Consider the following 22,377-nt stretch of genomic DNA (forward strand, 5'->3'; position numbering starts at 1 on the left):
GATTTAAGAAACCCTGATATCCCCGATGTCGTTGATCACGACAAGGCGAAGCGTGCTGCCATCGGCTTGATCATTGACGGTATCCGACGGGCAGGAAGAACTGCCAACCTTGTTCTTGCAGGTAACGATGGTGCGGATGTCGTCAGACAAGCGAACATCAATGTCGCCGATATTTGATTCGACAATGACCTCACGATCGTGGTCAAGCTTGTGAAGATCGCGCAAATCTAACGAAATATCACCCACATCGGTGTTGTACTCATCAGCAAGCTCCGTGCTAGTAGTAGGACGTACTTCAACGCTGCTCACCGACTTCGAGGTCACCCAAGGGACTACGCCTATGAACGCAAACACAATAGACGCACAACCAATGGCGGCAGCAGATAACAACGCCACCAAGCCGATCACCCACGGCGTACGACGCTTCCGCTTAGGCTGCGGCTGCTCAGTAGGATCTGGCAAATCCCAAGCAAACGGAGCTGCCCCTAGCGGATCCCATGCGGGCGGTTGTTCACCACTGACCGGTGCAGTATGCCCGGGCACTGGGGAATATCCGCTTAAATCTACCGTTGGTGCAGGGGGATCGGTTTCTGTGAATGAATCTGTTGTGGTGAACGGATCTGTGGTGGAGAAACCTTCAGCCTGAGAGCCGGGCTCCTTACCCGTGGGGAACAACAAACCCACCGGGGGTACGGGAGTGCGCTGGTGCAACAAATACCAACTGGCGACGAACATAGCTATTGCAGCAATACCAGAGAACCGAAATGCCTCTCCCCACGACGTAGTAAACGCGATGAAAAGAAGAAATGCTATCAGCACCCAACCAGTCTGCTTCTGTTGTTTTTCCGCATCCGACAAAAATTGCTGTCCAGGTGCGTCTACTGTTCTTGTTGAAGACGCATTCTGTACAACCAATTCCCACGGCGAATAGCGCATCGAATACTTCGGCATGGTTAGCCACGCTACTAAGTACAGTGCCAGTCCCCAGCCAGAAAACAGCAGGAGAACAAAAAGGATACGAATCAAAGTGGGATCAATCTGATATCGCACACCGATTCCCTCACACACACCCGCAATCTTGGCATTGCCACCTTGGGCGCTAGGCAGACGGACTGGGCGAGTGTCCCATATGTTTTTCCACGTTGTTTCCATAACTCCCATTGTGCCGACCACCGCGTCCTCCCCACATCAGGGATAGCCCTGAACTTCACCCTTAAAAACAAAAACCTTAAACATTCAGGGACATCCCCTATGTGCCTATGGCCACAGCGCGTGCAAGAATAAGCCACATGCAGCCAGCCTTTCCCCGCTATTATCGCGACCGCTCCCACGGCATAGTCGCCGGTGTTGCCGCAGGACTAGCCAGCTATTTAGGTGTCAAAGTTGTAACAGTGCGATGGGTTCTTGCACTGTTGTCATTTGTCAATGGAATAGGCATCTTTTTTTACGTCGCCGTGTGGCTTTTTATCCCCACGCGCCTAGAATCTCCTAATGCTGACAGCACCCCCAGTACCAGTGCAAAAACATACATAGATCAGAGCGCACCAGCCAAGCTGACCAACTGGTTCTTGATCCTCGCCGCGCTAGCAGGGGCTGTGTTGACGGGAGGAATCGCCAATTCTTTCCTAGGAATTTCCACGCCATTGCTGCTGTCACTCGCGATTTGCGCCGTCGGCATAGTCCTGTCGTGGATTGCATACGACCGCTTTAATTCGAAATATTCGATTGCCATTATTGCTGTGGGAATAGTTTTTGTTTTTACCGGCATTGTCCTAGCCACCGTGGCGTGGGGAGGCGATAGCGGCTTCGGGGTAGCACTGCTTGCTGTTGCGCTTACTCTTTTAGGCGTTTCGGCGTTAGCTGTACCGTTTGGCTTGCAGATGTGGCGTCGCTACACAGAGGAAAGTCGACAGCGTGCTGCAGCGGATGAACGCGCGGAGATTGCGGCAAGAATTCACGATTCTGTCCTACAAACACTGGCGTTGATTCAAAAACGTTCCACTGAAGCTGAAGTGCAAAAACTGGCGCGTTTCCAAGAACGAGAACTACGTCAGTGGCTCTTTGCTCCCCGCGACAATGTGACTCTTTTTGCTGCGATTGAGCGCGCATGCGGAGAAGTGGAAGACATGTTTGGCGTAACAGTACATCCTGTCACTGTGGGAGAAGACCGCATCATTGACCAGAACACCCAAGCCGCAGTTTTAGCTGCTCGCGAAGCTATGGTCAACGCCGCTAAGCACGCGGGTGTTCCCACTATCGACGTTTATGCTGAATGTTTTGACAACGTAGAGATCTACGTGCGTGATCGCGGGCCCGGATTTGATATGGATGCCATCGGCGACGATCGTCACGGTGTGCGTGATTCCATCATCGGTAGAGTGCAGCGTTGCGGCGGTGAAGTAGGAATCACCTCCAATAACGGCACGGAAGTCGTGATTCGCATGCCTTTTGATGGACAATAGAAGGCATGAAAGTATTCCTCGTCGATGACCACAGCGTGTTCCGAGCTGGTGTGAAAGCAGAAATTAGCGATGCTGTCGACATCGTTGGCGAGGCGGGAACTGTCGCCGACGCCATTGCCGGCATCAACGCCACAGATCCAGACGTGGTGCTTCTCGACGTCCACATGCCCGACGGAGGCGGCGTAGCTGTTGTGCGCAGCATCCTTTCGCAGCAAGGTGTCGGAAGGAATCGTCGATTCCTTGCGCTAAGCGTTTCGGATGCCGCCGAAGACGTGATCTCGGTTATCCGTGCTGGTGCTCGTGGTTACGTGACTAAGACGATCTCGGGTGCAGAACTGGTCGATGCTATTCGACGAGTCCATGATGGCGATGCAGTCTTTTCGCCACGACTCGCTGGATTTGTTTTGGATGCCTTCGCACGCCCCGATCCGGTTGGTGCTGGTGTGGTTAATGCTCCGGAATCTGATCGCGCTGTTGAGGAAGGTAAACCGGTTGCGGATCCTATCGTGGATGCGTTGACGCGTCGAGAGCTGGAGGTTTTGAAGTTGTTGGCGCGTGGCTATACCTACAAAGAGATTGCGGCGGAGTTGTTCATTTCGGTGAAGACTGTCGAAACGCATGCGTCGAATATTTTGCGTAAGACACAGCAGTCGAATCGACATGCATTGTCGCGGTGGGCGCAATCGCACGATCTGGATTAGCGCGTGAGGCATTGTGGCTCACAGTTGGGGCTGGTTTTCGTTAGTTTGCTACCGTGGTGTTTATACTTAAATGCGCTAAACAATGATGAGGTGTGACGTTGAATAGTTGCATGGGAATCTGGTGAAAATTCAGAATTAACGCACAGCGGTAAGTGTGCGAAGCAGGCGCCTTGGGGTTAGTAAGCCACTGGAAGAGGGGATCTTCTGGGAATGTGATACGGCGATTCTGCGCCTAGCATGAGAGTCCGAAGACCGAACTAGTTATAAGGTTGTTTCCGTTTGTTTCGCGTTCTAAGCAGGCGGGGCGCAGGCGTAAGTCTTGATGGCAGACGCATGCTTATCGACGCTTCCTTCGTGTTGCGATCCCCCAAAGAGTGTTTCCGCGTGAAAACTAAACTTTTCCCTCTGCTTATTCCGGCATTAAGCGCCTCTGTAGTGCTTACTAGTTGTGGCCAATCGGATGAGCCTCAACAAAGTGCAACTGGTAGTGGTGTGACGGTTACCAACTGCAGTAAGGAGGTGATTTATGCTCAGACAGACAATCTGTTTGTCAATGACGCCAACATTATTTCGATGGTGTTGTCGGTAGGCGCTGCAGACAAGATTAGGTATGTTGGCTCAGTTCAGGCTGCCGGTGGGCGTAACGGCGCCGAGGGGATCGAGGACACGTGCGTAAGAGCATTGAAAAATTTGGTCTTGTTCCGCCGTCGGATGTACAGCCTGTGCTGCAGCTTCCTAAAACCGTTGCTGGTCAGGACTTCCTGAAGTAAAACTGCGAAGGTTACGTACGTGGTGGCGTGTCGACGAACGCCAGTGCTCTGGTGCCGTCGACATGCGGGAATATTAGCCACATCCATCCGAAAGTAATCAAGAATGTGATGGCGGTAATCCAGAAGAGGGCTGGCGCTAATAAGGGGGCGAGCATGAGCGCTAGCCATACGAAGAATAGGGGAACTACTTGCGCAAACTTGGGGGTGTAGTGCATGTTGCGTTTTTCGAGGAATGTGCGGATCTCTTTGCGGTAAGGGTGGGAAAAGAGAACTAGAAAAGCGGCACCTGTGCTGATGAGAAGCGCGATTACTTGTATCTCGCGTGCAAGGCTAGTGGTCAAGACTGCAACTGCTGCAGCAATGAGAGCTGAGCTGATAAAACGCACTGTTGGTGGGGTGGGGATGGGAGTGGACAATGTGGTTGCGGAAATTGAGCTTGATAGGCCATTCATAATGGGCAAGATTAGCAGTTCCTTTGCTATGTAAGGCTTGACGGGGTGTTCGCACAGGTTCTATTATAACCACATGGTTCAAACTAGTGTTCGACCTTTTGGGGTGGGGGGGATTTTGCCTTCACGACTGTTGATAGGCGGATTTCTTTACTTCGTTCACGTATGCAATCCATATCTAAAAGCGGGGATTTTTCTTTAGATTCTAATTGTAAAGCTGCAGATAAAAACGTTATTCCGTTATCTGATTTACTGTCTCGTGTGTTGCTGTGGGGTGGGTTGCCTCGGGGGATGATTATAGAGTCTACTATCGTCCCATTACTTGCCATTTTATTTATCGAACAAGTGAGCGTTTCTGGTGGGAGGGTAGGGGTTGTAAGCTGGCCAGATCTTAACTATGCGGGTGTGCTGGGATACGAAGCTTGCTATGAGCGGATTTTTGCTGTTCCAGAGCAGGAACGCACCTCATTACGTGTTGTTGCAGCCCTTGCGCACGGATGCGATCTTGTGATCACACGTGCAGGGCCTACTCCTAGGACATACACGCCGCTCCAAACTCAACGATTTCGTAATTCTTTACGATCAGATGCTGGCTGCGTGATCATGATGGGAGATCATGTTGTTTCACCTGCAGCGCGTTTAGCTTCTGCGGTGGTGGGATACCACAGGATTGGGAAAGGGACGGGGACGCATTAAGGCTGTCGAAATCACCGTAACTGGCATGGCTAAGGGTTTTTATCGAACTTCGAAAGTCATGGTCGGCAAGAACATAGCTTCTGCCGCTGAGAAAACAACGATGAAAGTGCTCTAAAGAAACTCATGCGTACGCTGCTTTATGGTTTCCAGATTGGCCGGTTCAAGCCGCATATAGTGACGGTATTGTGCAAGACCATCGTGCAGTGGTGATTGCAGACCAGCGGCGGGTAATAGTGTGTAATGCGCGTGCTCGAAAAGCTGGAATACGAAGGGACATGCTTGTAAAACATGCCCTTGTCCTCGACGAGAACGCTATGATCGTGCCCTACAGTCCTGAGCGTGATATCCGAGTATTTGAGCATTGTTCGTGACATCGATCAGGTTGCTGCGAATGCCGAGATCGCTCGCCCAGGCATTGTGCTTATTGACGTCCAAGGTGCGGCGGCCTTCCATGGCAACGAGGAAAAGCAGCAGAAAAATTATGGACGTCACCTCAAAAAGCGGCATGGAAAGCTTCGTTGGGGTTGCTGATGATATTCCGACAGCGATCATTGCAGCACGTCATAACGCCGTCGTTCCCTTAGGTGGATCTGCCTGCTACCTTGATTCCCAGCCCACTGAATTACTAAGAGTTGAAGAGACTTTAGGCTGTGACCCTGACACCGTGGCTCATCTTTAAACATGTGGCCTTACTACTCTCGGAGATATCGCCCGAATATCGCCACAGCACAGACACAGCGCACTATGAGTACACCCACGCCAGAGATCGACTACAGCGTGAGCAATCACCCGCGATGATCTAAGCGACCAAGCAATCAGCGATCGCGTCCGCTGGCAACTAGAAGCATGGCTGACATCTGTTCCGGAAGGAATCGATGATTCTGTCGGAATCGTTCAACTGACATTGCGACCTTATGAATGTATGCGACCATCACAGCCGCAGCTATGGGGAACCAACAAGAGCGATGAAGAATCGGAACAACGAATGATTACTCGTGTGCAGGCACTCGCGGGGCCAGAATTTTTTGTGACACCTTTTCAAAAAGGCGGCAGGGGAAGCACCGATTGTGTGGGCTGGGTGCCTGTGGGGGAACGTCGATACGCTGAAGAACGAGTCTGGAGTGCTGCGCTACCTGCGCCACTACCAGCAATAGTCGACACAGAAGACGTAAAAATTACAGATGCTCAGGGAAACGCTGTAACGATCGCCGCGACGATGCAACTAAGCCATGAGCCTGAAAGATTCCACTATGGCCGCGATACATACGCAGTGGTGAGCTGGGCTGGACCATGGCCTGTAGATGACGCTTGGTGGCGAGACGAATACTCCGGAATGCGTGCGTGATGACAAATCGTTGCAGAAAAAGACGCTGCAGTGCAAGCATGGGTCGTGGTATGGGAAGAAGAACACGGCCGATGGTTAGCGGAAGGAAGCTACGACTAGTGGCTAAGACTGACTGCGAATGTCGATGACTACACGGGTAGGCTCGCGAAGCATCTGCACAGAATAAGGGTGCTTGCGATCCAAGCCGACTACAAACTGGGAGCGACCTTCGAAGGTTCCTGCTGCTTTTACCTCAGTAATGTTGCCCACCCCTGGCACAACACCAATCTGGGGATCTGGTTTGCCTAGTTCGAAAGGCAGCGCAATACCATCAATATTCACCATCAAAACAGCATCGCCTTTTATCTCGATAGGAAAACCGCTACCTTGCTGGGCTGGGGAATCGGTGTAATCCACAAACCACCCCGGTGCGCCGGTGCCCTCAAAATCAAAAACGACACGATCAAATGTTTCATGGTGCCCAACACGGACAGAAGTGACGATTCCTTCCGACATATCAGGACGCTGAGTCTTGGATTCGATGCTGGCATCCCCGAGTGGTGTCAGACCCGCATTGGAAGAAGTAGACGATGACGCTAAAGAAGCTTTCTCCGCAGTTCCCTGCACAGTGTCGGGGGCATCCGATCCGTTGGAACAGCCAGCTAATCCCATGAGGCATGCTGTTCCTACCGCAACGAGAGCTCGTGCGGTTAGCAAGGTGCGGCGTCGATAAGCGGGTGTGAGCACCGGTGCACAGTCATTCGTCGAAGCCTCAACGTCGCGGCCGAGTGTGGCAGCAAAACCGGCCATGGGATTTTTATGCATACCTCTACCGTAACCTGTTATGACCTATAAGGGGGAAGCCAGAAGAGAGACTTCGGCAAATCGTTGCCAAAATGATATGTGCTTCGGGGAGGTACTCTAGGAGGCATGACTCAACTGTGTTCCGATGTTCGCGTAAGTCCACTACCAGGAACTGCCAAATTAGGAGATACCTACATTTTGTTTGAGCACCATGGGCCGTGGAGTCACGACATCTTAGACGGTGGGACATTTGATAAAGATACGAGCGCAGCGCTTAAAGCAATGGGCTGTGGCTTTTACCTTATTCGTCGGCACGGGCGGGAAGGACGTATCGAACGTCCTAAGAAAACTGTCTATCTAGTGTTTGGCAGTGCAGGCGTTGCAGAAAAACTCATGGTCGATGATGTAAATGACCTGTTGAAATTAGATATCAGTGGGCCTGGAAAGAATCGACAATTCGGTGCGGAGCAAGAGCCACAGCCCATCATTTTGGTATGTACCCACGCCAAACGTGATGCTTGTTGTGCGATTAAAGGTCGACCTATGGCGCAAGCTTTGACAGAGGAGTTTCCAGATTCTCCAGTCTGGGAGTGCAGCCATACCAAGGGACATCGGTTTGCGCCATCAATGGTCCTCATGCCGTGGGGATATACGTGGGGACAACTGAACAAACCTGCTGCATTTGACCTGTATCGGCATGCCCAACGCGGTCAGCTTTTCCTTCCAGGCAATCGAGGACGCGGAATTTGGCCAATGAAAGGTCAGATAGCGGAGGTTGCTGTCGCCCAGCAGCTTGCGCAGGAAGGCGAAACCGTCACATTAGGACAGTTGCGCGTCGAGTCCATAGAAGAAGCGCAAGTTCACGTCGTCGATTCTCATACGGCAAGGACGTGGATGGTGTTCCTCCGTGAAGAAGTTGTGGCAGGAATCGTCGATTCCTGCCACAAACCTCCTAAAACAGGTACCGCATGGGTTGCCGATCGCGTTGAGGAAAACTGAGTCTAGACAACACTGCTGATGGTTAAGGTGCAGTAGTACTTTCGGAAGCAGATGGTGACGAACTCGATTCCACAGAGGGTTCGTCGGTAGTAGTTGGTGTTTCTCGTGTTATTTCTGAAGAAGTCGAGCTTGGGCTGCTACTAGGCGTAGGCATGGTGCTTTCAGTGGAGCTAGAAGGCGTGGAAGGCTCCATACTTTCGGAAGGAATCGACGATTCCGTCCTCATCGGAGTCACAGGCACAGGAGGGATTGGCGTTTGCGTGGGCGCCAACCATCCAGCTTTGTTGTTTTCGCCACCGGATAAGGTCATAGATCCGAGTGCTAGAAAACCGAGCAGGCAGATGATCAAGATGCTTGTCGACGGTCGCACACGGCCGCCGAAGGACAGCACCCCATGAGAACGTCGGGGCGGTGTCGCCTCTTCGCTTTGTTCTTGGATTTCCCGCATGACTTCTGTACGAGGTAAGTCGATAGTTTCGGCTGCATGAGAAAGCGCGCGTGTGGTTTCTGGATCAGGGGCGGCAGGTGGATGAGCGGAGTGTGTTTCTGCGTCTAACACAGGGGGAGTATCTGCATCGATGGAGGATTGTCGGAAGGAATCGTCGATTCCTTCCGACAACACCACAACGGAGCTGGCTTTTTCGCCGTAGTCTTTCCACCATTCGTCGATGACTGCGGCGCGGACGCCTCGTTCGATGAGCCATTGCTTGCCTGGGGCGACGTCGATAAGCAGGCGCATGGTGGCGGTCCACGGTAGTCCCATGGCTGTGGGCGGGATGACGTCGGTGGCGGCTTGGAATGTGATGTCGCTGCGGATGTGGGGTGAGAGTTCTGGGTCGTCGATTGCACGTTGTGTGGCGGCGAGTGTGCGCGTTTTGATTTCGGCCATGGAGCTGCCGGCGGTGATGGGCACAGGGATGGAGATGACTGCGCGAGCCCAGCGGGCTGAGGAGTTGACACACATGCGGGCTTCGCCGTTGGGGACGGTGATTTCGTCGCCGTTGATGGTGCGGATTGTTGTGGCGCGGAGGGTCATGTTGACCACGTCGCCTTCGACGGTGGCTGCGGAGCCGAAGAATTTGACCCAGTCGCCGACGCCGTATTGCTTTTCGGTGATGATGAAGAATCCACCGAGAAGGTCGCCGATGATTTTTTGGGAACCGAAGCCAACGGCGGCGGATACGACGGTGGCGGGGATTGCAGCAGCAGCGAGGTTAATGCCGAGGTTGTGCATGGCTGTGATGATGAGTGCTGCGTAGGCGATTGCTTCTGCGATGTAGACGATGGCGCCGATGATGGCTTTGCGTCCTTTGGACGCTTCGGTGTCTTCGTCGATGGCGTGGCTCATGCCGTTGATGATGCGGCGGCCGACGCGGGGAATCAGAAAACCTATGATCACGAGGATGGCCAGCGCGAATCCGTGCGCGATGATCCAGTGCTTCGCGAGTTCCATGATGTAGGCATATGGCATGCCCCAAGGGTAGCCCTGTGGCGGGTGTTGCTGTGAAGAGACGTAAAGGCGCCCCCGTAGCTGTGCTCACGGGAACGCCTTCGCCGACTAGTGCTGTGCTTATCGACGCATGATCTTCTTGGATAGCCAGTTACCGAAGAGTTGGGCAATCTGGACGATGAGGATGATGACGAAGGTAGCAACGTAGGTGACCTGCCAGTCGTAGGCGCGGTAGCCGTAGACGATGGCGAAGTCTCCAAGTCCGCCTCCGCCGATGTATCCGGCCATTGCAGACATGTCGACGATGGCGATGAAGATGAAGGTGTAGCCAAGGACGAGTGGGCCGAGGGCTTCGGGGATGATCACAGAGGTGATGATCTTCCATGGGCTGGCTCCCATGGCACGGGCTGCTTCGATAACACCAGGGTCGATGCTGACGAGGTTTTGTTCCACGATACGAGCGACGGCGAAGGTAGCGGCAATGGACATGATAAACATTGCTGCTTCGCGTCCGATGGTGGTTCCTACGACGCGCAGAGTGAGTGGCCCGAATGCGGTGATCATGATGATGAACGGGATGGGGCGCACGAAGTTCACCAAGATGTTGATGACGGTGTAGACGAACCGGTTGCGCAGGATGCCGCCTGTGCGAGTGGTGTAGAGGAGCACGCCGAGGCCGAGGCCGAGGAGTCCGCCGACTACGAGAGTGACGGAAACCATGATGAGGGTGTCCAGGATTGCTTCGGTGAAGGTGTCGCCAAGTCGGGACCAGTCGGCGGCGAGGATGTGTGTGGTCATCGCTGGATCTCCTGGATGTCGGTGGTGGTGGTGAGGTAGGCGTAGAAGTCGTCAATGACAGACTTTTCGCCATTGAGACGTACGGTCACCTTGCCGAAGGAATGCTTCTGCAAGGTGGTGATACCGCCGTGGACGATGCCGATGCTGGCACCTGCGTCTTTTGCTTTGGCTGCAGCGGTGAAGAATCCAGAATTCTCCGACAAAGTGATGGTAAAGAGGCGGCCTTCGTGCGCGAGGAGGTCCTCGGACTCGATGGCATCGGGGGTGTTGCGCAAGGAGGTGGATACGAAGCGCTTAGCGACGTTGGTCTGTGGGTGCGAGAACACCTCATAAACGCTGCCGTATTCCACAACTTTGCCGGCTTCCATGACAGCGACTTTGTCGGCAATGGAACGAATAACGTCCATTTCGTGGGTGATCACGACGATGGTGATACCGAGTTCGCGGTTGACCTTGCGTAGAAGCTCGAGAACCTCATGTGTGGTTTCGGGGTCAAGCGCGGAGGTGGCTTCGTCGGCAAGCAGAAGTGCCGGGTTGTTGGCCAGCGCGCGTGCGATGCCGACGCGCTGCTTTTGTCCACCGGAAAGTTCTTCGGGGTAGTTGCCAGCGCGGTCGCTAAGACCCACGAACGCGAGGAGCTCGTCGACACGTCGCTTGCGCTCAGCCTTATCGACGCCCGCCAGCTTGAGCGGATACTCAATATTTCCGGCAGCGGTGCGAGAGGTAAACAGGTTGAACTGCTGGAAAATCATGCCAATGTGGGCGCGAATGTCGCGCAGTTTCTTCTCGGACATTCCGACGATGTCGGTGCCGTCGAGAAGCAGCTTGCCGGAGGTGGGAGTGTCAAGGCCATTGATCATACGCACCAAGGTGGACTTGCCGGCGCCGGAGTAACCGATCACGCCGAGAATCTCACCTGGCTCCACCGTTAGGGTCACGCCGTCGAGAGCCGTGATGTTCTTTTTACCGGAGTCGAAGACCTTGGTGATGCCTTCGAACTCGATACGGGTTCCGTTCATGTGTGTAGTAATTGCTTCCGTCTCGTGTTAAGGGGGTCTACTTCACCTCAGCCTCGAGGCGATCCAGGATGGCCTGAAGCTCTTCGGGGCTACGCTTTACTTCCACAGAGGTGCCTTTAGAATCCTCTGCGAGAGCTTTTTGCACCTCATCGGTATGCCACAACTCAATGAGCTGAGCCCACTGAGGATTATCTTTGTTCTCCTTGGTGGTTACCATAACGTTAATGTAAGGCTCGGCCTCCGTAGAAGCCGGATCGTCCTGAACAATCGCAGTCTTTGCGTCAATGCCGGACCGCTCCAAGAACGTGTTGTTAATAATTGCGGGCTTGCCCTCACCATAAGCCGCAGGTGACGACGCTGCCTCCACAGGTGTCAGCGTCACCTTCGACTTCGCCGTATCGACGTCCGCCGGAGTAGGGGTGCTCAGTCCTGGCTTCTTCAGCGTGATCAGTTTGTTAGCCACTAGAACATTAATGGCACGAGCTTGGTTCGTGGGATCGTTAGGGATTGCCACCGATTGGCCCTCAATGCCATCGAGAGAATCATGACCCTTCCAAAACAATGCCAATGGAATGATCTCTGTCGATCCCACGGGGACCAAATCGGACTTGGACTTCACGTTATATTCCGCAAGGAATTTCAAATGTTGGAACAAGTTCACATCGAGTCGGTTTTGCGACAGTGCTTGGTTCGGTGTGGAGAAATCAGAGAAGTCAACAACTTCTAAGTCGATACCCTGTTCCTTTGCCTTGTCCTTCCACACGTCCCACGCCTTCTTTGTGGAATCTGTCGTACCAATCTTGATGGTGTCCGCATCAGAAGAACCACCCGAGCAAGCGACCAAGCCGGTTGATGCGACAACGGCTACGGAAAGAATCGACAATGCTGTCCGGAGTTTAGTGAAGTTCATGTGAAAACTCTTTTCTATTTTTGTTAACGCACAGGCAGCCTATCGCAGAAAGCCGCATTATGTACAGCTCGGTCTAGTCTGGTGAGGGTTGGCTTCCTAGTGTCCTTATTTAAGGGACTGAGCCCCGCGAACCTCGCACGGAGGTTACGGGGCTTGATGTGATGTAAAGGGTTACTTCTTTTGGTCTGCTTCGAGGCGATCGAGGATCTTTTTGAGCTCTTCGGCGGTGCGCTGGACTGGAACGGAGGTTCCCTTGGAGTCTTCGGCTACAGCGTCTTGAACTTCCTTGGAGTGCCAGATTTCAACGAGTTTTGCGATGTTGGCGTCGTCTTTGTCTTCGGCTTTGGTTACGAAGGCGTTGATGTATGGCTCTGCTTCGGCAGAGTTGGGGTCATCTTGGAATATGGAGAGTTTAGGGTCGATGCCGGCACGGTCGAGGAAGGAGTTGTTGATGATGGCTGGGGTGCCTTCGCCGTAGGCGGTGGTGGTCTGAGCTGCATCAACGGGAGTGAGCTTGACCTTAGATTTTGCCTCGTCAACGTCGCTAGGTGCTGGGGTGATTAGGCCTTCTTTTTTCAGGGTGATGAGCTTGGCTTGGACGAGGACGTTGATAGCGCGGCCTTGGTTGGAGGGGTCGTTAGGGATGGCTACGGATTTGCCCTCGATGCCGTCAAGAGAGGTGTGGTCTTTCCAGAACAGTGCGAGTGGAACGATCTCGGTAGCGCCTACTGGGGTGAGGTCAGCATTCTTTCCGACGTTGTATTCGGCGAGGAATTTAAGGTGCTGGAAGAGGTTAACGTCGAGTTGGTCTTGCGCGAGGGCGTCGTTAGGGGTGGAGTAATCGGAGAAGTTTTTAATGTCGAGCTTGATGCCGGCTTCCTTGGCTTTGTCCTCGAATACCTTCCATGACTTTTTGGAGCCGTCGGTGGTACCGATCTTAACGGTTGCTTGGTCGGAGCTATCGGAGGAGTTGGAGCAAGCAACAAGTCCAGTTGCTGCGATAAGAGAGGCGGAGATTAAAGCGACGCTGCGGCGGAGTTTCATGATTTGTCTTTCTGTTATGAGGTTTATGTAAAAATTTCATGCCTTACGACGCCTCATCGCGTGTGACATGCTGCGTATGCCCTGCATGCGACGCTAAGTGGAGGCGGCGTCTGTGTGTGATTAGCGAGCGTAGCCCAGTTCGGAAGAAATGTACAGCTTTGTCTACTTTTTTATTCACCAATAGGAGAACATGTGTGTGAATGTTGTAGTGCTGGGAGGGGGAAATGGCTGTCTAGTGTCAATGGAAAAACTCTAGCTTGGCCAAAACTAGAAGGTATTTTATCGGGAAGAATCGTCGATTCTCTCCCAAACCTTATGGGGAGGGGAGGGTGGTAGTGAAAAGATTCGATATTATTCATCGCAGCCTTTTGTGGAACTTCATGCCGCGAGGTATTACCATTTCCTCCACGGCGCTAATTCATCACAAGACATGGTTGCTGCGGCATGCCAGCAAGGGATGAGTGCACTGGCGCTGATTGACCGTGATGGTTTCTACGGAGCCATGGAATTTGCTGAAGCTGCGGCCAATAGTGGTTTGCCAACGGTATTTGGAGCAGAACTAACACTTGCCCTAGACAAATTCTGACTGTTCTAGCTCGCGGAGTGGAAGGCTATACCAGCTTGTTCCACCTTATAATCCAGGCGCGTATGCGGGGAAGTGAAGACGTCACTATCTACCCGCCACTGGCTGACATTGTTGAAGGTATGGGAAAGAATTGCCGATTCCTTCTCAACTATTCTTGGTGCACTGATGAAACACAGCTAGAAATATTCGATCCCAACACCGTGGTTTTGGAATACTGTGTGACTATGCGGCCTGAGCGCAGTCGATCGAGCATCCGCGCGCGTCGCTGGAGCGAAACAAGCCTTAGCGAGCAGGAATCATTGCAACAAGCTGCACCTTGTTTGCACCCAATGGGAAGCACATGGATGCGAGGCGGTGACGAGTTGGCGGGAAGCGTCGATAAGCAGCTGCTTGACGCTTCTGTTGAGGTGGCCCGTGACTGTGCTTTTGTGCTCGGCTTGGTGGCGCCGAACCTGCCGCGGTGGCCTGTCCTAGATGAGATGGCTCACCTTACTGGGCTGGGTAATGCGCGTTTCGACGCACGCTATCGGGGGCGAAGTGCAGATGTTAAAAACCGGGCGCGGGCTCAAATTGACCACGAGTTAGCCGTTATTAAAGAGCTGGGATTTCCTGGTTACTTTCTCATCGTTGATGACATCGTAGGCTTCTGTTACATAAACAACATTTTGTGCCAAGGTAGGGGCTCTGCTGCCAACTCTGTTGTCTGTTTTGTCCTTGGCATCACCAACATTGAACCGATTAGCACCGGTTTGCTCTTCGAACGATTTCTTTCCCGCGATCGCGAAGGCCCCAGATAGTGACATCGAGTCGGGGCGTTGCGACGCCGTCCGCGCCCTCGGCTACCTCAGCACCAGCGCCGACGCCTGGTCCACTAACCCTGACGAAGCTCCCAGCGCAGTGCGATTCCTTGCAGAACAACTCAAAAGGCAACCTCGACACCTAGACATCCACGCAGGAGGAATAGTGATCTGCGACCGACCCATCGCAGATGTTGTTCCCACGGAGTGGGCTAGAAAACACGGTCGTAGTGTCGTCCAATGGGACAAAGAAAGCTGCGCGAGTGCAGGACTCGTCAAATTTGATCTACTCGGACTCGGCATGCCCGAAGCACTCCATCACATGATCGACCTTGTTGCGGAAACCACCGGAACAACCATTAACCTCTGGGAATTCGACCTTGCCGCGACTTCGTCCCCGTGAGTTCTTCGATCTTGTTGTCGAAGTAGCCCTTGTTCGCCCAGGCCCTATCCAAGGCGGATCCGTTCACCCCTAACATTCGCCGGCGAAATGGTCTCGAAGCGGTCACCTACGAGCATCCGATTCTCGAACGCAGCGTGCGCAAAACTCTTGGAGTGCCGCTTTTTCAAGAACAACTTATGCACATAGCTATCGATGCTGCAGGTTTTAGCAGTGGCGAAGCTGACGAACTGCGCCGTGCCATGGGGTCTCGACGATCCGTTGACACGATGAACAGAATGAAACGGCGATTCTTTGCGGGTCTGCGAAGAAACAACATTACGGACGATATTGCCGACATCTTATGGAACAAAATCGTCGGCTTTGGCCGCTTATGGTTTTCCCGAATCGCATTCACAATCCTTCGCGGCACGCGTGTATTACTCCGCATGGTTCAAATATCATCACTCTGCCGAGTTCTACGTAGGGTTGCTGCGCGCACAACCGATGGGCTTTTACTTGCCGCAATCGTTACTTGCCGATGCGCGTAGGAAAGAATTGTCGATTCTTTCCGTAAATATCAACAAATCGGATGTTGAGGCCACCGTAGAAAACGGGGCTATTCGGCTCGGGCTGAACATGGTCAAAGGTTTGGGATCTGCAGAAGCGGAGAAGATCGTGGCAGACATTGCTGCAACGGGTGTGGGCAGTGATAATCCAGTGGCGTTGTTGCGTCGTCAGTTAGAACTTCGTGGCGTGATACCGGCATCGAAATTGATGAACTGCGAGAATGCTCGTCGGATCTTTCTCGCGGGAGTAGTCACACACCGGCAGCGTCCGCAGACGGCTGCGGGGGTCACATTTTGGGGTTAGAAGATGAGACAAGTTTGGCTAATGCGGTCGTCTCGGTGGGGCTGTGGAAGCGGAATCGTGCGGTCAAAGTAGCTCGAGCAGTTCTGGTTCGTGGGGTGGTGCACAATGCGGATGGGGTGGCGTCGGTGACGGCTGATCGCGTGGAGGAGTTGCCGTTTGCGGAGATGATGAGTGCTGGGTCACGAGACTTCCGCTAGGAGATTTTGTTGTGAAAATATGATGCTTATGGATAGTACGATGAATGCGGTGTCGCCGGAGCTGGTGAAAGCTCGATATTGGGTAGTGGTGCCTTTTCTTGTTGTGTTAATACTCGGAAGCGCTGCGTCCGCCGTTTTGTTGTGGTCATGGATGTGGATTGTCACGGGGGTGTGGATGGCGATTTTGGTGTGGGCTGCATGGTTGATTCCAGCGCAGGTGCGCAGGATAGGGTGGCGTGAGGATCCCGACGAATTGCTGATCATGAAGGGCAAATTGTGGCGAACTCTCACCGTGGTTCCTTATGGGCGTTTGCAGTTTGTGGATGTTCAAGAAGGGCCTATTGCGAGGCGTTGTGGTCTTGCGGAAGTAGAGATCCACACGGCATCGTCGACAAGCGATGCCAGTATTGCGGGCCTTCCGGTCGCGGAAGCGTATGCGTTGCGTCAGCGACTAACCGATAAAGCGCGCGAGAGGCTTAGCGGGTTATGAGCGAGATCGAGCAAACCTCGTTGCACGGGCAGCGTATCGACGTCTCCTCTATGCAGCGTGTTCATAGACTGACTCCCTTGCTGCAATTTTGGCACAGCATTTTTGCACTCTTTGTCGTCATTGCCCTCAACGTGGATAAAGACGAAGTGATAACTGTAATGCAGCACCAGAAATATCTTTGGTGGGTGTTGGGAGGAATCGTCGTTTCTTTCCTAGTTGTCTGGGCAATTTCGGGCGTGTGGTGGCGCAGTATTGGATACAGCATTTCTGACACCGAAGTCATCGTTGCAAAAGGTGTGATCAATCGGTCGGTGCGTAGCGCGCGTCGTGACCGCATTCAAGCAGTTGACATTGTGGAGTCAGTCTTAGCCCGGATTTTTCGCGTTGCTGAGGTGCGTATCGAGACAGCAGGCGGTAATGATTCAGTACTGACTATTGGATACGTTTCCAAGGATCGTGCTGGAAAGATTCGACGATTCCTTATAGAGGGGGAGATAGAAACCACGAAAAATGATTTGGTTGTTCCGGCACAGCGCATTTTGTTGGCAACGGCGCTGACTCATGGCGTGTGGATGGCCGTTTTTATTGGTTTGTGGTTCGTACCAGGTGGGGCAGCGGTGGCGATTCCAATGTTGGTGGGTGTTGGGCCTTCGGCATGGAATGTTATTGATACAGGTTGGCGGTTTACACTGCGATTAGGTCAGCCGTTTGGCGGGGATCTGGCTGGCGAAGGCAGCGCTGGTGGTGATTCGGAGCCAACAATTCATGTGGAGTATGGTTTGGCGGATCGCCGTAAGCAGTCGATTCCGTTGCGACGTATCCATGCAGTGCGTATGTCACAGCCGGTGTTGTGGCGTTTGTGCGGCTGGTGGAAAGTGACGGTGACGGTTGTCGGTTATGGAGTAGACGACAAAAAGGCGGGGACCTCGGTGTTGTTGCCGGTGGGGTCCAAAACGCAGGCGATGGCATTGGTGGCGATGCTAAAAGGGGTCACGGTTGACCCTGAGTCGCCAAAGGACGTGGCATTTTCAAGTCCGCGGCGTGCGCGGTGGGTGTCGCCTATCGACGTCTCCTCCCAGGTCGTGGAATTGCTGGGAGATATTGTGGTCGTTCGGTGGGGTGTGGTGTCACGCAGGGCTGCGTTGGTGCAGCGCAGTCATGTCCAAGAGATGACGTGTGTCGAAGGGCCGATTCAGCGGTGGACACGGTTGCGTACAGTGCGTTTGGATTTGGTGCATGGTCCGGTAGCTATGAGCGCTAGAGACTTGGATCGCGATGATGCATCGAAGCTGTTCACCCTCATGGGGGATCGCAAATTCAATACATTGAATAACTGATCTTGCTACTTCTGAACAAAGATGTTACCGTCCTTGGTAATTAAGTTTGTCAAACAGGAGAAGAATCATGCGTAAAATCGTTGGTGGTGTTGTGGGAGGAATCGTTATCTCCTCCCTCCTCGCTGGTTGTTCGGGCGGTCAGGGGGCGTCGACAAGCACGAAGGCCGACGACTCCAAACTTGGAGTCATCGCCACCACGACCCAAATCTGCGATTACGTCAAACAAATCGACGCTGACGTCAACCTCACATGCCTGCTCGCACCCAACGCCTCCGCCCACGATCACGAGATGACTCGCGAGCAAATGGATGCGCTATCCAAAGCTGATATTTTGCTGAAAAACGGTGTCGACCTAGAACACTTCCTTGACGATGCTGTGGCTTCCTCTGGATTCAAAGGCACAACCGTTGATACTTCTGAGGGCGTCAATATTGCCCCATGGCCATTCGCCCCAGAAGACGGCGAGGAACCAGAATTCAATAACGATCCGCACATCTGGACCAGCCCTAAGAATGCGAAAATCCAGGTCGCAAATATCGGCAAAGCTCTCGAAGCTGCCGACTCTGCCCACGCTGATGACTACAAGAAGCACGTTGATAGCTACATTAGCCAGCTTGAAGACCTCGACACATGGACGACCCAATCTTTGAAATCGGTCCCGGAATCTGAACGAATTCTGTTCACCTCTCACGACGCCTTCGGTTACTTCTCTCGTGACTACAACGTTAAGTTCATCGGCGCCGCACTCAGCGACTTCAACGAACAACAAGACGCCACCGCCGACCACATCGCCAAGGCTGCACAGCAGGTGCGCGATTCCAAAGCTAAGGCGCTGTTCGCTGAAAACTCCAATAACCCTCGATCCATCGAAGCAGTAGCAAAAGCAGCCGGAGTGAAGCTCGGTGGCGAACTCTACGGAGATTCTCTCGGCCCAGATGTGACCTATACGCAGTCGATTGTTCACAACGTTGAAACGCTTATCGACGGCTGGGGTGGAAAAATTGCCGAAAAACCAGCATCCATCGCACACTAACTACAATCGGTAAACATATTCAGTAAATAGCCGACTCACACATCTCAACACAAAGTTCATTCTCAACTATGCATACAGACAGCTCAGCTGCTGGCAAGAACTTCGAACGCACGACCGGTGCCGCTACTGACAGCGCGCCGGTCGTGCGTTTCGACGCAGCCAGCTTTTCTTACGGTCGAGGTACTAATCGCGTCACTGTATTGGAAGGAATCGACGGTTCTCTCCATAAAGGCGAAGCCCTAGCACTGATTGGTCCCAACGGCGCCGGAAAATCCACCGTGCTGAAAGGATTGGTAGGAATCGTCGATTCCTTCCGCCTCCATCTGGCACCAGGAACAATCGGCTATGTTCCGCAGACTGCGGACTTGGACCCAACATTCCCAGTCACAGCTCGTGACGTCGTGGCGATGGGGCTACAGGGTTCTAGGAAAAACCACTGGTGGTGGCCATCATTTTTGCAGCCTAACCCTGCTAAAGATCCACGTACCATAGCTGCTTTGCAGCGTGTCGGGCTAGCAGATCGTGCCGATTATCGTTTTGGACAACTTTCAGGAGGGCAGCGTCAGCGTGTATTGATCGCACGTGCTTTAGTGGCCCAGCCCATGTTGATGCTTCTCGACGAACCTTTCAATGGGCTTGATGACCCGAATCGGAAGGCACTGCTGGCTATTCTCTCCGAGATCAAAAAGGAAGGCGTAGCAATCGTCGTGTCAACCCATGATCTCGTATTAGCTGAAGAAACTTGCGACAAAGTACTTTTGCTTGCGGGACGTCAAGTGGCATTTGGCCATATAGACGACGTTTTGCAGCCCGATGTGATTGCTCAAGCGTACGGGGGACAGCATGCTCGCTGAGATTTCTGAACTCACAGGAATCGCACCATATCTTTTACGACCAATAATCCTGTTAACTGTGCTCGGTTTTGTTTCTGGTCTGGTTGGTGTCGTAGTGAACCTGCGATCATTGGAATTCAACGCAGAAGCTGTCGTCCACTCAGTGTTTCCGGGGATCGTGGCAGGAGCAGTGTTCGGTGGAATCGACATGATTATTCCTGCTGCCTCGGCCGTCGCAGTGCTTGTCGCCATCGCATTAACTTTTGCTTCGCGACATTCTGAGGCTGGAACTGCTGTCGTACTAACTTCGTTTTTTTCGGCAGGAATCGTCCTATCTCTCAAAAAAGGAGATATGTCTGGCCAACTAGAAGCATTGATGTTTGGTCGATTGCTAGAAGTTACTGATGAGCGGCTTATCCAAGCCCTGATCGTCTGCGTACTCGCCGTTGTCGTGATGCTATGGACATGGCGAACCCATATATTTGTCGCATTCGATAGGGAAGGCGCCCATGCCACAGGCGTCAACCTCCTAGCTATTGACCTTGCTGTTAATGTTGCGATCGCTGCAGTTGTAGTGGCGTCATCGACTGCAATCGGAACTCTTCTCGTTATTGGCTACCTGTGTATTCCAGGTGCTGCAGCGCGCCTAATTGCAACCCGTGTGCGTACCATGGTGCCTCTCGCCATGCTCTTCGGAATCGCAGGAGGCTACCTCGGTGTCTGGCTCTCAGGATTATCACCGCGTATTTCTCCTCAAGCATCTGTAGCCCTCAGCGTGGTCGCCATGTATGGTATCGCTCTCGCTATCTATCGCGTGCGTGGGTTTGTAGGGAGGTCAGCATGACCGTGATTCTGCTTCTTCCTACCATTGAACTGATTATTGTTGGTGCTCTTTGCGGCATTGTCGGAGTTTTTGCTGTCCTCAAAGGACGAGTTTTCTTCACCGAATCCATCACACATGCAACGTTCCCAGGTGCCATTCTCGGTGTGGTCATTGCTGGAAGGAATGGGCTATTCCTTGGAGCCTTATTGATGTGCATTGGCATGTCATGGCTTATGCGCCGTCTTACTCGCCTTTCAACACAAACCGCCCAAGCGTCTGCTGGTGTCGTTCTTACTGTGGGATTCGCACTTGGTTACTTTTTGAACAAGTGGTTTGCGCCGCTTCCCATTCGTATCGAAGGATTTCTTGCTGGATCCGTACTGAGCGTACGCCTTATCGACGTGCTTGTTTCGGCTGTAGTTCTTGTCGTAGTGGTAGGAATCGTCAATTCTTTCCACTCATCTTTAATTCTGTATTGCTTTGACGAACCTGGATTCGTCTCGGCAGGTGGAAAGCAGCATCGTGCTGAAGCACTGATTCTCGGGATGATAGTGGCGACAGTAGTGTGTGTTATTCCTGCAATTGGTACCATTTTGTCTATTGCATTAATTGCAGCGCCGGCTGCTGGATTAAAAACTGTCGTAGCGTCACCGCGGCAGTTAATAGTGGCGGCACCAGTTGCTGGTGTTGTGATCAGCCTCGCGGGCTTATTTATCGCGGTTTACTTCAAACTGTCTGTTGGAGGCACGATCGCCATCGCCGCCGGTGTATTCTACTGTCTATGCATGTCTCTGAGCTGCCTGAAAAGTCCCAGGACTACTTGAAAAACGTGTGGGATATGCACGAGGCTACTGGCAAGCCCGTCTCCCTCGGCGAGTTAGCGTCCCGAATGTCTCAAAAAACTCCCACCGCATCTGAAGCTGTTAAAAAACTCGTGGCTCGTGGTTTGCTAGACCACGAGCGCTACGGGGGTATTATGCTCACTGAACAAGGTGAAGCTTTAGCGAAACAGATGGTGCGTCGTCACCGTCTTGTCGAAATGTTTCTTTTTGAGACATTAGGTTTTGGATGGGATGAAGTCCACGAGGAAGCTGAAATTCTTGAGCACGCGATGACGGACAAACTTCTCAAGCGTATCGACGATCACCTTGGTAACCCATCTCGTGACCCACACGGAGATCCAATCCCATCTGAGGAAGGAATCGTCGATTCTGTCCCGATTCATCAGCTTGGCGAGTTTGCGGTTGGGGAAGAAGTCATAATCGAGCGAATTCATGATCGAGACGCTAACCTGTTGCGATACTTAGCAGAGCACGGAGTGCTGCCGGGTGTTCGTGTCATTATTGGTGAACCTGTTTACCCAGGCATGAATATTGTGAAGGTAGGCGACAAAGACGTCCCACTCGCAGAAAGTAGTTTGTGGGCTATAAACGCTCGCAAAATAGATTCTTAGGTTTGTAGAAAATAGTCGTTTTTAAACAGGGCAATTTTCGTCATGGCTGGCGATAGTTTCCCTGTTTCATTTATTTATGCGTTCAGGATTAGGCGTGTGGGCTGAGGAACATTGACAATTCATTAAATTACCAAAAGTATTTTGCGTATT

General features: G+C 52.7%; 23 protein-coding genes and 1 pseudogene. 16 read left to right on the forward strand and 8 right to left on the reverse strand.

What is annotated here, in order from left to right; translation table 11 throughout:
- Window positions 1–3 precede the first annotated feature (3 nt).
- Window positions 4–1,161 carry a PspC domain-containing protein gene (locus CIP100161_RS03015; protein WP_155874509.1) on the reverse strand — a complete coding sequence of 386 codons (1,158 nt, stop codon included), beginning with the start codon at window positions 1,159–1,161 and terminating at the stop codon, window positions 4–6.
- A 92-nt stretch (window positions 1,162–1,253) separates the two neighbouring features.
- Between CIP100161_RS03015 and CIP100161_RS03020 the strand changes: the two genes are divergently transcribed.
- From CIP100161_RS03020 to CIP100161_RS12055, 3 genes are all read left to right on the forward strand, one after another.
- Entirely contained in the window at window positions 1,254–2,462 is a 1,209-nt protein-coding gene (locus CIP100161_RS03020) for an ATP-binding protein (RefSeq protein ID WP_155871777.1), read from the forward strand.
- A 5-nt stretch (window positions 2,463–2,467) separates the two neighbouring features.
- Window positions 2,468–3,163 (forward strand): response regulator, encoded by a 696-nt coding sequence (locus CIP100161_RS03025; protein WP_155871779.1) that lies wholly within the window; start codon window positions 2,468–2,470, stop codon window positions 3,161–3,163.
- A 384-nt stretch (window positions 3,164–3,547) separates the two neighbouring features.
- On the forward strand, window positions 3,548–3,928 hold the full coding sequence (locus tag CIP100161_RS12055; RefSeq protein WP_232053070.1) for a hypothetical protein: 381 nt from the start codon (window positions 3,548–3,550) through the stop codon (window positions 3,926–3,928).
- 16 nt (window positions 3,929–3,944) lie between these two features.
- Here CIP100161_RS12055 and CIP100161_RS03035 read toward each other — a convergent pair whose 3' ends face one another.
- On the reverse strand, window positions 3,945–4,385 hold the full coding sequence (locus CIP100161_RS03035) for a hypothetical protein (protein ID WP_155871780.1): 441 nt from the start codon (window positions 4,383–4,385) through the stop codon (window positions 3,945–3,947).
- Window positions 4,386–4,547: 162 nt separating this feature from the next.
- Between CIP100161_RS03035 and CIP100161_RS03040 the strand changes: the two genes are divergently transcribed.
- The 4 genes from CIP100161_RS03040 to CIP100161_RS12645 all read left to right on the forward strand — a co-directional run bounded on the left by CIP100161_RS03040 (window position 4,548) and on the right by CIP100161_RS12645 (window position 6,423).
- Entirely contained in the window at window positions 4,548–5,078 is a 531-nt protein-coding gene (locus CIP100161_RS03040) for a hypothetical protein (protein ID WP_232053071.1), read from the forward strand.
- Window positions 5,079–5,311: 233 nt separating this feature from the next.
- Window positions 5,312–5,449 carry a hypothetical protein gene (locus tag CIP100161_RS12635; RefSeq protein ID WP_455550406.1) on the forward strand — a complete coding sequence of 46 codons (138 nt, stop codon included), beginning with the start codon at window positions 5,312–5,314 and terminating at the stop codon, window positions 5,447–5,449.
- Window positions 5,418–5,609 carry a hypothetical protein gene (locus CIP100161_RS12640; protein WP_456298353.1) on the forward strand — a complete coding sequence of 64 codons (192 nt, stop codon included), beginning with the start codon at window positions 5,418–5,420 and terminating at the stop codon, window positions 5,607–5,609. Before CIP100161_RS12635 ends, CIP100161_RS12640 begins: the two co-directional genes overlap by 32 nt.
- Before the next feature lie 391 nt (window positions 5,610–6,000).
- The gene (locus CIP100161_RS12645; RefSeq protein WP_456298354.1) at window positions 6,001–6,423 is read left to right on the forward strand and encodes a hypothetical protein; all 423 of its coding nucleotides are present in this window, start codon (window positions 6,001–6,003) and stop codon (window positions 6,421–6,423) included.
- Window positions 6,424–6,525: 102 nt separating this feature from the next.
- Here the strand turns inward: CIP100161_RS12645 and CIP100161_RS03050 are convergent, their stop codons facing one another.
- Window positions 6,526–7,227 carry an AMIN-like domain-containing (lipo)protein gene (locus tag CIP100161_RS03050; protein ID WP_155871782.1) on the reverse strand — a complete coding sequence of 234 codons (702 nt, stop codon included), beginning with the start codon at window positions 7,225–7,227 and terminating at the stop codon, window positions 6,526–6,528.
- A gap of 105 nt (window positions 7,228–7,332) precedes the next feature.
- On the opposite strand from CIP100161_RS03050, the gene CIP100161_RS03055 reads away from it, so the two are divergent.
- Window positions 7,333–8,205 (forward strand): sucrase ferredoxin, encoded by an 873-nt coding sequence (locus tag CIP100161_RS03055; protein ID WP_155871784.1) that lies wholly within the window; start codon window positions 7,333–7,335, stop codon window positions 8,203–8,205.
- Window positions 8,206–8,227: 22 nt separating this feature from the next.
- Here CIP100161_RS03055 and CIP100161_RS03060 read toward each other — a convergent pair whose 3' ends face one another.
- From CIP100161_RS03060 to CIP100161_RS03080, 5 genes are all read right to left on the reverse strand, one after another.
- Entirely contained in the window at window positions 8,228–9,676 is a 1,449-nt protein-coding gene (locus tag CIP100161_RS03060) for a mechanosensitive ion channel family protein (RefSeq protein ID WP_155871786.1), read from the reverse strand.
- A gap of 99 nt (window positions 9,677–9,775) precedes the next feature.
- Window positions 9,776–10,453, reverse strand: a complete 678-nt coding sequence (locus tag CIP100161_RS03065; protein WP_004566952.1) for a methionine ABC transporter permease — start codon at window positions 10,451–10,453, stop codon at window positions 9,776–9,778.
- Complete coding sequence (locus CIP100161_RS03070; protein WP_155871788.1) at window positions 10,450–11,472, reverse strand: methionine ABC transporter ATP-binding protein; 1,023 nt, start codon at window positions 11,470–11,472, stop codon at window positions 10,450–10,452. The genes CIP100161_RS03065 and CIP100161_RS03070 overlap by 4 nt, the downstream gene beginning before the upstream one ends.
- 37 nt (window positions 11,473–11,509) lie before the next feature.
- Entirely contained in the window at window positions 11,510–12,382 is an 873-nt protein-coding gene (locus tag CIP100161_RS03075) for a MetQ/NlpA family ABC transporter substrate-binding protein (protein ID WP_155871790.1), read from the reverse strand.
- Window positions 12,383–12,553: 171 nt separating this feature from the next.
- Window positions 12,554–13,426, reverse strand: coding sequence for a MetQ/NlpA family ABC transporter substrate-binding protein (locus CIP100161_RS03080; protein WP_155871792.1), 873 nt, complete (start codon window positions 13,424–13,426; stop codon window positions 12,554–12,556).
- A 192-nt stretch (window positions 13,427–13,618) separates the two neighbouring features.
- Between CIP100161_RS03080 and CIP100161_RS12340 the strand changes: the two are divergent.
- The 8 genes and pseudogenes from CIP100161_RS12340 to CIP100161_RS03120 all read left to right on the forward strand — a co-directional run bounded on the left by CIP100161_RS12340 (window position 13,619) and on the right by CIP100161_RS03120 (window position 22,227).
- Window positions 13,619–16,258 (forward strand): annotated as a pseudogene (locus tag CIP100161_RS12340) (PHP domain-containing protein).
- Window positions 16,259–16,298: 40 nt separating this feature from the next.
- Complete coding sequence (locus tag CIP100161_RS03090; protein WP_155874510.1) at window positions 16,299–16,748, forward strand: PH domain-containing protein; 450 nt, start codon at window positions 16,299–16,301, stop codon at window positions 16,746–16,748.
- The gene (locus tag CIP100161_RS03095) at window positions 16,745–18,085 is read left to right on the forward strand and encodes a PH domain-containing protein (RefSeq protein WP_155871794.1); all 1,341 of its coding nucleotides are present in this window, start codon (window positions 16,745–16,747) and stop codon (window positions 18,083–18,085) included. The genes CIP100161_RS03090 and CIP100161_RS03095 overlap by 4 nt, the downstream gene beginning before the upstream one ends.
- Before the next feature lie 67 nt (window positions 18,086–18,152).
- Window positions 18,153–19,118 (forward strand): metal ABC transporter substrate-binding protein, encoded by a 966-nt coding sequence (locus tag CIP100161_RS03100; protein ID WP_155871796.1) that lies wholly within the window; start codon window positions 18,153–18,155, stop codon window positions 19,116–19,118.
- Between the two features lie 68 nt (window positions 19,119–19,186).
- Window positions 19,187–19,972, forward strand: coding sequence for a metal ABC transporter ATP-binding protein (locus CIP100161_RS03105; protein WP_155871798.1), 786 nt, complete (start codon window positions 19,187–19,189; stop codon window positions 19,970–19,972).
- Entirely contained in the window at window positions 19,962–20,795 is an 834-nt protein-coding gene (locus tag CIP100161_RS03110; RefSeq protein WP_155871800.1) for a metal ABC transporter permease, read from the forward strand. Before CIP100161_RS03105 ends, CIP100161_RS03110 begins: the two co-directional genes overlap by 11 nt.
- A complete protein-coding gene (locus tag CIP100161_RS03115; RefSeq protein WP_155871802.1) occupies window positions 20,792–21,598 on the forward strand; it encodes a metal ABC transporter permease in 807 nt (268 codons plus the stop codon). The genes CIP100161_RS03110 and CIP100161_RS03115 overlap by 4 nt, the downstream gene beginning before the upstream one ends.
- Before the next feature lie 14 nt (window positions 21,599–21,612).
- Window positions 21,613–22,227 (forward strand): metal-dependent transcriptional regulator, encoded by a 615-nt coding sequence (locus tag CIP100161_RS03120; RefSeq protein WP_232053186.1) that lies wholly within the window; start codon window positions 21,613–21,615, stop codon window positions 22,225–22,227.
- Window positions 22,228–22,377: the final 150 nt, after the last annotated feature.

The sequence above is a fragment of the Corynebacterium rouxii genome (assembly GCF_902702935.1).
Taxonomy (GTDB): Bacteria; Actinomycetota; Actinomycetes; order Mycobacteriales; family Mycobacteriaceae; genus Corynebacterium; species Corynebacterium rouxii.